The organism is Microbacterium sp. C7(2022) (assembly GCF_028823665.1).
Classification (GTDB): Bacteria; Actinomycetota; Actinomycetes; order Actinomycetales; family Microbacteriaceae; genus Microbacterium.
On the sequence record NZ_JAPEHV010000001.1, the window covers coordinates 449964 to 461405 of the forward strand.

At 70.5% G+C, this 11442-nt stretch carries 11 protein-coding genes; 10 read left to right on the plus strand and 1 reads right to left on the minus strand.

Translation table 11 applies throughout. The features are described 5' to 3' along the window. The first annotated feature begins 89 nt into the window (after positions 1–89). The 8 genes from ON062_RS13920 to ON062_RS02000 all read left to right on the plus strand — a co-directional run bounded on the left by ON062_RS13920 (position 90) and on the right by ON062_RS02000 (position 7806). Positions 90–1922, plus strand: coding sequence for a helix-turn-helix domain-containing protein (locus ON062_RS13920; protein WP_274645441.1), 1833 nt, complete (start codon positions 90–92; stop codon positions 1920–1922). 626 nt (positions 1923–2548) lie between these two features. Next, the gene (locus tag ON062_RS01970; protein WP_274645466.1) at positions 2549–2977 is read left to right on the plus strand and encodes a holo-ACP synthase; all 429 of its coding nucleotides are present in this window, start codon (positions 2549–2551) and stop codon (positions 2975–2977) included. Further along, positions 2974–4098 carry an alanine racemase gene (gene alr / locus ON062_RS01975; protein ID WP_274645442.1) on the plus strand — a complete coding sequence of 375 codons (1125 nt, stop codon included), beginning with the start codon at positions 2974–2976 and terminating at the stop codon, positions 4096–4098. The genes ON062_RS01970 and alr overlap by 4 nt, the downstream gene beginning before the upstream one ends. A gap of 34 nt (positions 4099–4132) precedes the next feature. Beyond that, entirely contained in the window at positions 4133–4633 is a 501-nt protein-coding gene (gene tsaE / locus ON062_RS01980) for a tRNA (adenosine(37)-N6)-threonylcarbamoyltransferase complex ATPase subunit type 1 TsaE (protein WP_274645443.1), read from the plus strand. A 290-nt stretch (positions 4634–4923) separates the two neighbouring features. Further along, positions 4924–5625 (plus strand): tRNA (adenosine(37)-N6)-threonylcarbamoyltransferase complex dimerization subunit type 1 TsaB, encoded by a 702-nt coding sequence (gene tsaB, locus ON062_RS01985; RefSeq protein ID WP_274645444.1) that lies wholly within the window; start codon positions 4924–4926, stop codon positions 5623–5625. Beyond that, on the plus strand, positions 5622–6146 hold the full coding sequence (gene rimI, locus ON062_RS01990; protein ID WP_274645445.1) for a ribosomal protein S18-alanine N-acetyltransferase: 525 nt from the start codon (positions 5622–5624) through the stop codon (positions 6144–6146). The genes tsaB and rimI overlap by 4 nt, the downstream gene beginning before the upstream one ends. Then, positions 6143–7207, plus strand: coding sequence for a tRNA (adenosine(37)-N6)-threonylcarbamoyltransferase complex transferase subunit TsaD (tsaD, locus tag ON062_RS01995; RefSeq protein WP_274645446.1), 1065 nt, complete (start codon positions 6143–6145; stop codon positions 7205–7207). Before rimI ends, tsaD begins: the two co-directional genes overlap by 4 nt. Continuing rightward, the gene (locus ON062_RS02000) at positions 7204–7806 is read left to right on the plus strand and encodes a hypothetical protein (RefSeq protein WP_274645447.1); all 603 of its coding nucleotides are present in this window, start codon (positions 7204–7206) and stop codon (positions 7804–7806) included. The genes tsaD and ON062_RS02000 overlap by 4 nt, the downstream gene beginning before the upstream one ends. Positions 7807–7917: 111 nt before the next feature. Here the strand turns inward: ON062_RS02000 and ON062_RS02005 are convergent, their stop codons facing one another. Continuing rightward, positions 7918–9114 (minus strand): class I SAM-dependent methyltransferase, encoded by a 1197-nt coding sequence (locus ON062_RS02005; protein WP_274645448.1) that lies wholly within the window; start codon positions 9112–9114, stop codon positions 7918–7920. Positions 9115–9280: 166 nt separating this feature from the next. Between ON062_RS02005 and groES the strand changes: the two genes are divergently transcribed. Beyond that, positions 9281–9577, plus strand: a complete 297-nt coding sequence (gene groES / locus ON062_RS02010; RefSeq protein ID WP_251453483.1) for a co-chaperone GroES — start codon at positions 9281–9283, stop codon at positions 9575–9577. Positions 9578–10423: 846 nt separating this feature from the next. After that, positions 10424–11386 (plus strand): EamA family transporter RarD, encoded by a 963-nt coding sequence (gene rarD / locus ON062_RS02015; RefSeq protein ID WP_274645449.1) that lies wholly within the window; start codon positions 10424–10426, stop codon positions 11384–11386. Positions 11387–11442 lie beyond the last annotated feature (56 nt).

An 11442-nucleotide genomic window follows, 5' to 3' on the forward strand; every position in this document is an offset into this window, starting at 1 on the left:
CGGGCGCTGCGGGGCAGGCGGCAAGTAGGCTGGGCGCCGAATCCCCTGGGGTCGACCCGGCCCCGCGAACCGAACAGGTGCGTCCCGCCGTGCAACTTCGACCCCGTGCCACCCTCGGCCGCGTGCTCGACGACCTCGGCGACACGCTGCTCGACCTCGTCGTGGGCGAAAGCGGCGACCCGCGCGAAATCGGCGGGCTCGTCATCCACGACCCGCTCGACGAAGTGACGCTGCCGCGGCGCGCACTCGTGCTCGGCGTCGGCCTCGGTGATCCGGGCGAGATCCAGGTGCTGCTCGAAGAGCTCGCCGAACGCGACGCGATCGGGCTAATCCTGCGCGGTCCGATCCCCGCCGACGACGCCATGCGACAGGCGAGCGCGCGCGGTGGTGTCTCCCTGTTGTCGCTTCGGCGCGGGGCATCCTGGTCTCACCTCGCCGCACTCTTGCGATCGCTGCTCACCGGTGACCTGGGTTCGATGGAGACCGAGACACTGGGTGGCATCCCGTCGGGTGATCTCTTCGCGGTGGCCAACGCGGTCGCCGCGCTCGTCGACGCGCCCGTCACGATCGAAGACCGCGAGTCGCGCGTGCTGGCATTTTCGGGGCGTCAAGACGAGGCCGACCCGTCGCGCATCGAGACGATCCTCGGGCGACAGGTGCCCGAGAGGTACGCGAGCGTGCTCACTGAACGAGGCGTCTTTCGCGAGCTGCTGCGCAGTGACGAGCCGATTCGCGTCGAGCCGGTCGCGCTCGAAGACGGAGGCTTCACTGTGCCGCGCTTCGCGGTCGCTGTGCGTGCCGGGGATGAGTATCTCGGCTCGATCTGGGTCGCTGTCGCGGGCGATCTGAACGCCGAGCGACGCGCGAGCCTGCGCGACTCGGCGACTCTCGTCGCGTTGCACCTGATGCAGGTGCGCGCGGGCGCCGACGTGCAGCGGCGGCTTCACACCGACCTGATCTCGAGTGCGCTCGAGGGTGGGGCCAGCGCACAGCCGGCGCTGGCTCGACTTGGTCTCGGCGATCAGCCCCTGCTCGTGCTCGGGGTCACGCTGCTCGATGCCCCAGAGCCGACGGTTGACGTCGCCCGCGCCGCCGACCGGTCGCGGCTGGCCGACGCCTTCTCGATGCACCTTGCCGCGGCGCAGCCGGGCGCGACCGCCGCACTCGTCGGCGATGTCGTCTACGGGCTCGTGCCGTTGCCGGGGGCCGCGGGGCGTGGCGGTGCGGGTGGCGGCGTTCGGCCCGGCGGGCGCGGTGTCGCGGCGCGCGGGGCTGCCGCGGGGCGGGGCTCGGGCGGTGCTGCCGCGGGGCGGGGCTCGACCGCCGCGCGCGAGACTTCGGCCGTGAGGGGCACAGCGAGTGCCGCAGCAGGGCGCGATATCGAGCGGAGCGCCGCGGGCGCGGCATCCGTCGATCATGCAGAAGAACGCGCGCGGCGCATATGCGACGACTTTCTCGAACGCGTCGGGCGGCGGCTGTCGGCTGTGGTCGGCATCGGGCCGGTGGCCGCCGACATTGCGGCACTCCCGCGGGCTCGCGCGACGGTGGACCAAGTGCTTCGCGTGCTGAGAGAGGGCGGGACGGTGCGGGCGGCGCCGCTGTCGGACGTGCAGACCGAGACGCTCGTCCTCGAACTGCGCGACCACGCGCTGGCGCGCGGGGATACCCCGACCGGGCCGGTGGCGAGGCTCATGGAGTACGACGCCGAGCACAGCGGTGATCTGGTCGACACGCTGCGCGCGTGGCTCGATGCGTTCGGCGACGTGAGCACCGCCGCTGCGCGGCTGTTCGTGCACCCCAACACGTTCCGTTACCGGCTGCGCCGCATCGCCGAAGTGGGCGGGATCGACCTGGACGACCCCGAGCAGCGCTTCGCCGCCATGCTGCAGCTGCGCGTGCTCGCCCCGCGCGGCGGGCGGTAGCGCTTGCTCGCGCCGCGGGCGGTAGCGCTGCGGGCGCGGGGTGCGCTTCGCGTGCGGGGTGCGCTTCGCGTGCGGGGTGCGCTTCGCGTGCGGGACAGCAACTGAGGAGAATTCCGCCCCCGAGGGCGATTCCATGAGCGCTGGTCCTCATGGGGTGAATCTTCCTCAGTTATCGCCGCCGGAGGCGCTAGCGGCGACCCTGGTGGCCAGAGCTCCGATGCCTGGGCGCGGTGGCGCAACGCGGGAGTCGCGCAGAGCCGAGGGTCGTACTTTCTGCGCGCCGCCCATGTTCATCTGGCGCACTCTGCGGTCTGTGGGCGTATGGCCCGGCGTGTCGTGACAGATGAACCGGGGGAGCGAGGGTTGGCGCGGCTTTCCGGCACCAATGCCCGGTGTTCATATGGCGCACTTTGCGGGTTTTGGGCGTGTGGCCCGGCGTGTCGTGACATATGAGCGGGTGGGCTGGGTAGCGAGGGGCGAGGGGCGAGGGGCGAGTGGCGAGGGCGGGGTGGCGACGGGTGGCGCCGCGGGTGCGGTGGCGCCGCGGGTCGGGCGCGAAGCGGGCGACGCACCCGGGGCGCGATAAAGTGACGGATGCCGCAACCGCGGCGCGAGTGGAGGCTGTGGTGATCGCGGGAATCGGCGTCGACATGGTCGACATCGCGCGCTTCGAGAAGACCATCGAGCGCACGCCGCGACTGCTTGAGCGACTCTTCACGCCAGCAGAGCGCGCGCTCAAGCCGCACTCGCTGGCCGCTCGATACGCCGCCAAAGAGGCGCTCATCAAAGCCCTCGGCGGTTCGGACGGAGTCCACTGGACCGAGATCGAAGTCACTCCCGAAGCATCCGGTCGCCCCTGGTTCACGCTCACCGGCAGCACGGCCGACGTCATCGTTGAACGCGGGATCAGCAGCATCCACCTCTCGATGACCCACGACGGAGGCTTCGCATCGGCCTACGTGATCGCCGAGCGCGCGGCTGGAGCGGGCAATAGGGCGGAGGACGCGGGCCCGGATGCCGCACCCCTCGCCACGCCAAAGGAGGCCACCCCATGACCCGCCTGCCCGACGGGGTCATGCGCGAAGCGATCATCGACCTCAGCGCGATCGAGGCCAACGTGCGCCACCTGCGCCGGTTGACGGAATCCGAGGTCATCGCGGTCGTCAAAGCCGACGGCTACGGCCACGGCGCCGTGCGTGCGGCGGCGGCAGCGCTCGCAGGCGGCGCCACACGGCTCGGCGTCGCCGACATCGGCGAGGCGCTCGCGCTGCGACGCGGCGGCATCGATGCGCCCGTCATCGCATGGCTGCACGCGCCCGGTACTTCCTTCGACGAAGCGGCGGCGCACGGCATCGAGTTGGGCATCTCGAACGGCGATCAACTGCTGAGCGCCGCGGCTGCGGCATCCGCTGATCGACCTGTGAAGGTGCATCTGAAACTCGACACCGGACTGTCGCGAAGCGGCATCGCTCCGGCCGAACAGGCGATGGTGTTCGCAGAGGCGGCGCGGCTCGAACGGCTGGGGCGAGTGAGCGTGGTGGGGCTGTTCAGCCACTTCTCGAATACGTCGAAAAGCGAAGACCTTGCCCAGCTCGCGCGCTTTCACGAGGGTGTCACCGCGGCGGCGCTCGTGGGGCTTCGGCCGCACGTCCGGCACATCGCCGCGACGGCCGCGGCCATCGACCTGCCCGAGGCGCGGCTGGGGTGCGTGCGCGTGGGCATCGGGATCTACGGGCTGTCGCCGTTCGATGATCGCTCGTCGGCCGAGCTCGGCTTGCGCCCGGCGATGACTCTTCGTGGGGCGGTCGCGTCGACGCGACGTGTCGGCCCCGGCACCGGAGTCTCGTACGGATTCGACTACCGTGCCGACCGCGAGACGACGCTCGCGCTCGTGCCGCTCGGGTACGCCGACGGCGTGCCGCGCCAGGCATCGGGCCGTGGCACGGTGTCGATCGGCGGCCAGACTTTCACCGTCGCGGGCCGCATCGCCATGGACCAGTTCGTCGTCGACGTCGGCGACGCCGCGGTGTCAGTGGGCGACGAGGTGACCCTGTTCGGCGACCCCACCCTCGGTGCGCCGGCTGCCGACGACTGGGCACGCGCGGCCGGAACCATCAACTACGAGATCGTCACCCGCATCGGTGCGCGCGTGCCGCGGCGACAGGTGACGACGTGAGCGGCGGCATCCTTCTCGCGCGAAAGGAGCACCCATGACCCTCGACGACATCCTCGGCACGCGCGAAATCGCTTCGCCCGACGATATGCACGCCTTCGGCGAAGAACTGGGGCGGATGCTGCGCCCCGGCGACATGATCGTCCTCACCGGTCCCCTCGGAGCGGGGAAGACCACGCTCACGCGCGGCATCGGCGCGGGCCTCGGCGTGCGCGGACCCGTGCAGAGCCCGACGTTCGTGATCGCCCGCACGCACCCGTCTCTCGTGGGCGGAGCGCCGCTCGTGCACGTCGACGCGTATCGGCTCGGGTCGCCGGGCGAGCTCGACGATCTCGACATCGACTTCGACCGTTCGGTCGTGATCGTCGAGTGGGGCAAGGGCATGGTTGACGGCCTGCGAGAACAGTGGTGGGAGATCGAACTCGACCGCGAGTGGCACGGCCGCGGCGTCGACACCGCTTGCGGCACGTACTCGCGCGCGACCGAGGCGCTGGATGCCGACTCTCCGCGTGCGGTCACCGTCTCGCGGCGGCCGTAGCTGCTTGCGGCCGGCGCGCGACTGTTCGCGGCGGGGCCGCTCTCGCGCGGCCCTTGCGGTGGGGCACACCCGTCACCGACCGCTCCCGCGGCGGGCCACATCGCACCCCGCAAAAAGTTTCGTGCCCCTCACGCTGGGGACATGAGGGGCACGTGAGCCCGGCGGCGAAAGTCAGCCTGCCAGGGCGCATGGTCGGCTGGGGATCCAACCGTGACGACAACGTTACCGAACCACATTCGGATTGTATGTCGGCCGTTTGGTGGACAATCTTGCGCGACTAACCTGGAGGGGTGTTCCTCGCGATCGATACCTCCCTCGGCACCGCCGTCGCCGTCGTGGAGGATGACGGGGTGATCGCTGCGCAAGCGACCAGCAGCGACCCCCGTGGCCACGCCGAAGTGATCGGCACGCTGATCCAGCGCGCGCTCGCCGAGGCGTCGGTCGACGCATCCGCGATTGACGCCGTCGCGGCGGGCATGGGGCCGGGCCCCTTCACGGGGCTTCGCGTCGGTATCGCCGCCGCGCGCACCTTCGCGCTCGGGCGCGGCATCCCGGTCATTCCGGTCGCCAGCCACGACGCCGTCGCGCTGGAACTTCTGCTCTTCGACGCCCTCGCCGGCGGGTTTCAGGATGCCCCGGACGAACCCTTCGCCGTCGTCACCGACGCGCGGCGCCGCGAGTTCGCGTACACGGTCTATCGCGGTCTCGACGCCGACGGACTCCCCGTTCGCGTGGCCGAGCCGGCGCTCACCCCGCGCGATGACTTGGACGGGATTCTCGAAACGGGTTCGATTCTGCGCCGCGATGCGGAAGCGATTCCTGCCGGGATGCTGGGGCTCGTCGCCGCACGCGCGGTGGCGGCCGGGCGATCGGTCGCCTCGAGTGACGCCCTGTATCTGCGTTCTCCCGATGTGACGATGCCGCACGGACCGAAGAAGGTCACGCCGGCTGCGGCTGCGGGTGCGGGTGCGGCGGACGGGGGCACGCGATGACCCTGCGACGCGCGACGGCGGATGACCTCGGCGCGATCATGGCACTCGAGCGCGCGAGCTTTCCGTCGGATGCGTGGTCCGAGGCGATGATGGCCGAAGAGATCGCGTCGCCGCACGGCTGGTACATCGTTGACGAGCAGGCGGGCGCCCTTGTCGGGTACGCCGGGCTCCGCGCGGTGCGCGGGGCGAAAGACGCTGACGTGCAGACCATCACCATCGCCGAGTCCGCCCGCGGGCGAGGGCGGGGTCGCGCGTTGCTGCGCGCCCTGATGGCCGAGGCCTCTGACCGCGGCGTGCACGACGTATTCCTCGAGGTGCGCGACGACAACCCCGTCGCCCAGGCGCTGTATGTCTCAGAGGGCTTCCAAGAGATCGGCCGCCGCCCCCGCTACTACCAACCCGACGATGTCGACGCCGTGGTGATGAAGGCCGATCTGCGCGGATGGGTCGCGGCGCGGCATCCGGAATCCTCCGCATCGGCCGCAGACGCTGCGCGCGCGCAGGGAGGAGTGTGCTCGTGAACCGCACGGAACCCCTGGTGCTCGGCATCGAGACGAGCTGCGACGAGACCGGAATCGGGATCGTGCGTGGGCGAACCCTGCTGTCGAACACGATCGCCAGTTCGATGGACGAGCACGCACGCTACGGCGGTGTGGTCCCCGAGGTCGCCGCCCGCGCGCACCTCGAGGCGCTGCAGCCCTCGATCGAGGCCGCGCTCGCCGAAGCGAACGTCTCACTGAGTGATCTGGATGCCGTCGCCGTGACGTCGGGCCCGGGGCTCGCCGGTGCGCTGATGGTCGGCGTGGGCGCGGCGAAGGCGCTCGCGGTGTCACTCGGCAAGCCGCTGTACGCCGTCAACCACCTCGTCGGGCACATCGCCGCCGACGTGCTCACTGACGACGGCGCAGCGATCGAGTACCCCACGGTCGCGTTGCTCGTGTCGGGAGGGCACACCTCGCTGCTGCTCGTGCGCGACCTCACGACCGACGTCGAGATGCTCGGCGAAACGATGGACGATGCCGCCGGCGAAGCCTTCGACAAGGTCGCGCGGCTGCTCGGTCTGCCCTACCCCGGCGGCCCGCAGATCGACCGCGCCGCCGCCGAGGGCGACCCGAACGCGATCCCGTTCCCGCGCGGCCTCTCGCGCGCGTCCGACATGGCGACCCATCGCTACGACTTCTCGTTCTCGGGGCTGAAGACCGCCGTCGCCCGGTGGGTCGAACAGCGACGGGATGCCGGGGAAGACGTCCCGGTCGGCGATGTCGCCGCGTCGTTCCGCGAGGCCGTCGTCGACGTGCTCGTGACGAAGGCGCTCAACGCGTGTCGCGACTACGACGTGCCGCGCCTGCTCCTTGGCGGAGGCGTGATCGCCAACAAGCGCCTGCGCGACGTCGCCCTCGAACGTGCCGCAGCGGCCGGTGTCGCGGTGCGGATTCCGCCGCTGTCGCTGTGCACCGACAACGGCGCGATGATCGCCGCGCTCGCGTCGGAGCTCATCATGTCGGGCCGACCGGCCTCGACGCTTGAGTTCGGCGCAGACTCGACCCTGCCGGTCACGGAAATCCAGGTCGCGCGGGCATGAGCGACGACGAGCGGATGCCGCCCCCCGCCGATCCGCCGGTGGGTGCTGCTCCTGGTGAGTCGTCGCCGGCGCCCGCTGCCGAGTCGTCGCCGGCCGCGCCCGCGGCTCCTGCGCCTGAACCCGCGCCCGCGCCCGCTTCGGCGCGCACCCGGAGCGAGGCACGGCCCCGCACCGAGGGTGCTCCCGAGGACAGGCCGCATGGCGTGGCATCCACTCTTCCCGGAGCCCACCGCGGGGGCTTCACGCGCCTGCCGACCGCGCCCACCCCGATCACGTCGCAGTCGGCGCCGAAAGAGCCGGGCACTGACACGGACCCGACGCCGGTCGCGCAGTGGCTGATGCCCGCCGAAGCGCCGCCGTATCGCGGGCTCGCCGGATGGGCGCTCGGTTTCGCGATCATCGGACTCGTGGTGTCGCTGTTCGTGGGGTGGGGGTTCCCGATCGGCCTCGTTGCGATCGTGTCGGCGATCATCGCGCTGTTTCGCCCCCTCGAATCGCGGGCGATCGCGGTCTGGGCCATCGTGCTGGGGTCCGTGTCGGTGATCTATAGCGCCGGGTGGCTCATTTACGCCGCGAACGTCGCCAACATCTGGGGCTGAGCGGGCGCCGGCGCGGCGCGCGGACTACGCGGCCGCGACCGCGACACCCGGCGCGGCACACGGCGCTGCGGCCGGCGCGGCACACTACGCTGCGGCCGGATCCCGCGCGCGCTACGCGGCCGCGACGCGGTCGGCCAGGATCGCCAGGCGCTTGCTGCCGACGCGCGCGAGCAGGAGCGTCGCCGACTCGCGGCCGCGCAACACGAGCGTGCGGCGGAACCGGGCCGGATCCACATCCACGCCGCGCTTCTTGATCTCAAGCGTGCCGATGTCGTTCACCCGCAGCGACGCGTTGATCGTCGACGTCTTCATCGGCATCACCTCGCGCACCCGGAACGACTGCACGAACGGGCTCGTCACGGCGGCATCACCCGTCAGATACGCCAGGTGCTCATCGAGCATGCCCGCGTCGAGCGACCGCGCGACATCGCCGATCAAACGCGCGCGGATGACGGCGCCTTCGGGCTCGTGGAGGAACGCTCCGATCTCGCGGACGGGCGCGTCAGGGGCATCCGCTTCACTCGTGATCTCGTGTGCCGCATCGCCGCGCACCACGAGCGCGGAGCGCCGCACACCGTTGCGCGCGAGGGGCCCCGACCACAGGACGAGCTCGATCGTCGACCCATCGGCGCTCACCCACTGCGCCTCGACGTCATCCGGAATCAGCGCGCGATCGAGCCCCGGCCCGAGCTTCACGCCGGCGGGCATGCGGCGCGCGAGATCGAACACCCAATCCAGCGATGGCGACCAGTCTTCAGGGCGCGTGCGCGATGTCTCGCTGTGGCCGGCCGTGCGGCGCGCGGGATCAAGCCACGCCGCATCGGCGAGGGAGAGATCGGATGCTTCCGCTGACCCCTGCTGCACCGTCACCGCGTCGCCGAAGGGCGCCAGGTTATAGGCCGCGATGGCGGCGGTGACCTCGTCGACATCCACCGCATCGACGTGTAGCCCGAGGCCCGCGAGCCCGAGCGCGTCGCCGCCGATCCCGCAGCCGAGGTCGGCCACGCGGGTGGCTTCGGCATCGCGGAACCGTGCGGCGTGGCGTGCGGCGATAGGGAGCCGCGTGGCCTGCTCGAGCCCGGCGCGGGTGAACAGCATCCGCCCCGCAAATTCGCCGAACTTCGCGTGTGCCTTCTGCCGTAGCCGGGCCTGCGTGACGACCGCCGAGACCAGGTCGGGGGAGTGCCCGCCCGCGCGCAGGCGCGACACCGTGCGGGCTGCGTCGTCGGTGCTGGTGATCTCGCCGACCTCGTCGAGCAGGCGCAGCCCGTCGGGGGTGAGCAGCGCGGTGAGCTCGGCCATTTCCATCCCGCCAGCCTATCGACGGGGGATCGCGGGATCTGCTCGTGCCACATTGTGAAACGAGTTGGCACTCACGTTGCATGAGTGCCAGCGCTTGCCTACACTTGCCATTAGCACTCTCGGTGTGAGGGTGCTAACGAGTCTTCAGTCTCAAGGAAAGAAGAGGTAGACCGTGTCGGTTTCCATCAAGCCGCTCGAGGACCGCATCGTCATCAAGCAGGTCGAGGCCGAGCAGACCACGTCCAGCGGTCTGGTCATCCCTGACACCGCCAAGGAGAAGCCCCAGGAGGGTGAAGTCGTCGCCGTCGGCCCCGGCCGCATCGACGACAACGGCAACCGTGTCCCGCTCGATGTCGCCGTCGGTGACCGCGTCATCTACAGCAAGTACGGTGGCACCGAGGTGAAGTTCGGTGGTGACGAGTTCCTCGTCCTGTCGGCTCGCGACGTCCTCGCGGTCGTCGTCCGCTAGTTTCGCGCTTCGCGCGACGAGAGGGTCGGATGCTTCGGCATCCGACCCTCTTTTCGTGCGCGCGCCGTGCTGTGCGCCCGCTCACCTGACGCCCGCGCCCGCTCACCTGACGCACTTTGTGCCTTGTGGGCGAGCGACCCGGCGTGTTGTGACATATGAACGGGGCGGACGATACCCGATGGGCTGCCCGCGCGCTCGTATGGCGCACTTTGTGCCTTGTGGGCGAGCGACCCGGCGTGTTGTGACATATGAACGGGGCGGACGACACCCGGTGGGCTGCCCGCGCGCTCATATGGCGCACTTTGTGGCTTGTGGGCGAGCGGCCCGGCGTGTTGTGACATATGAGCGGGGCGGACGACACCCGGTGGGCTGCCCGCGCGCTCGTATGGCGCACTTTGTGGCTTGTGGGCGAGCGACCCGGCGTGTTGTGACATATGAACGGGGCGGACGATACCCGATGGGCTGCCCGCGCGCTCATATGGCGCACTTTGTGGCTTGTGGGCGAGTGACCCGGCGTGTTGTGACATATGAGCGGGGCGGACGACACCCGGTGGGCTTCCCGCGCGCTCGTATGGCGCACTTTGTGGCTTGTGAGTGATCGGCCCGGCGTGTTGTGACATATGAGCGGGGCGGGACGTTCGTGGCGTGGCCCGCTGTGAGGGCAGGAGACTCGCGGCGAGGTCGGGATCAGGCGAGGCTCGAGGGGAAGGAGGGGCGCGTGGCACCGCCCCGGCGGGGTGCTCGACACGGCGCGTGGCAGGGATCATACGAAGGTCGGCAGATCGCGGATGGGCGGGCGTGGCATCCATGAGTCTTGAAGGCGCGCTGCGGCCGTAGGCTGGCCCAGTGAACCGAGCCGATCCCGTGAGCCAGGATGACGCGCGCGAGCGCACGCTCGGAGGGATCTACGCATTCTCGGCATACCTGCTGTGGGGTGTGCTGCCGCTCTACTTCTTCCTGCTCGTGCCCACCGGGCCGTTCGAGCTGGTGGCGTGGCGCATCGTCCTGTCGCTGATCTTCTGCGCGCTGCTGATCACGCTCACTCGCAGTTGGCGACGGCTCGGCGGCATCATGCGGCAGCCGCGCCTGCTGGCGCTCACGGCGCTGGGCGGCGCGCTGATCTACGTCAACTGGCAGGTCTTCATCTACGCGGCCCTCACGAACCACGTGATCGAGACGAGCCTGGGCTACTTCATCAACCCCATCGTCACCGTCCTGCTCGGAGTGCTGGTGCTACGCGAGCGTATGCGTGTGACCCAGTGGGTGGCGATCGGTATCGCCGCGCTCGCCGTCGGCATCATCATCGTCGGGTACGGATCGTTCCCGTGGATCGCGCTGACCCTGGCGGCATCCTTCGGCACGTACGGACTGGTCAAGAAGAAGTACGGACCGAGCGTCGACGCGGTCAGCGGCCTGACGCTCGAGACGGTGTGGCTGACGCCCCTCGCCGGCATCGTGCTGGTGGTCGTCGCGAACACCAGCGGGCTGACCATGGGCGCGCACGGCGCGTGGCACACGGCGCTGCTGTTGCTCGTCGGGGTGGCCACCGCCGTGCCGCTGCTGTTGTTCTCGGCTGGTGCACGTCGCGTGCCGCTCACCGTCGTCGGACTGCTGCAGTTCGTGGCGCCGATCCTGCAGTTCCTCATCGGGTTGCTTGTGTTGCAAGAGCCGATGCCGCTCGAACGCTGGATCGGTTTCGCGTTGGTGTGGGTCGCGCTCGCCGTGCTCACGGCCGATTCGTTGCGGGCCGCGCGGCGCTCGCGCCGGCAGGTTCCCGAGGCGCCTGCGCCCATCGGCGACGTGGTCTGAGCGCGGTCAAGTCCCGTCGTGTGGTGTCATTCCTGCTGTTGCCTGGGGGTGGTTGG

What these genes read in the sequence shown, in the direction of transcription:
- alr (WP_274645442.1), top strand. Translation starts at nt 2,974, where the DNA reads ATGACCCGCCTGCCCGACGGGGTCATGCGCGAAGCGATCATCGACCTC.
- tsaE (WP_274645443.1), top strand. Translation starts at nt 4,133, where the DNA reads ATGACCCTCGACGACATCCTCGGCACGCGCGAAATCGCTTCGCCCGAC.
- rimI (WP_274645445.1), top strand. Translation starts at nt 5,622, where the DNA reads ATGACCCTGCGACGCGCGACGGCGGATGACCTCGGCGCGATCATGGCA.
- ON062_RS02000 (WP_274645447.1), top strand. Translation starts at nt 7,204, where the DNA reads ATGAGCGACGACGAGCGGATGCCGCCCCCCGCCGATCCGCCGGTGGGT.
- ON062_RS02005 (WP_274645448.1), bottom strand. Translation starts at nt 9,114, where the DNA reads ATGGAAATGGCCGAGCTCACCGCGCTGCTCACCCCCGACGGGCTGCGC.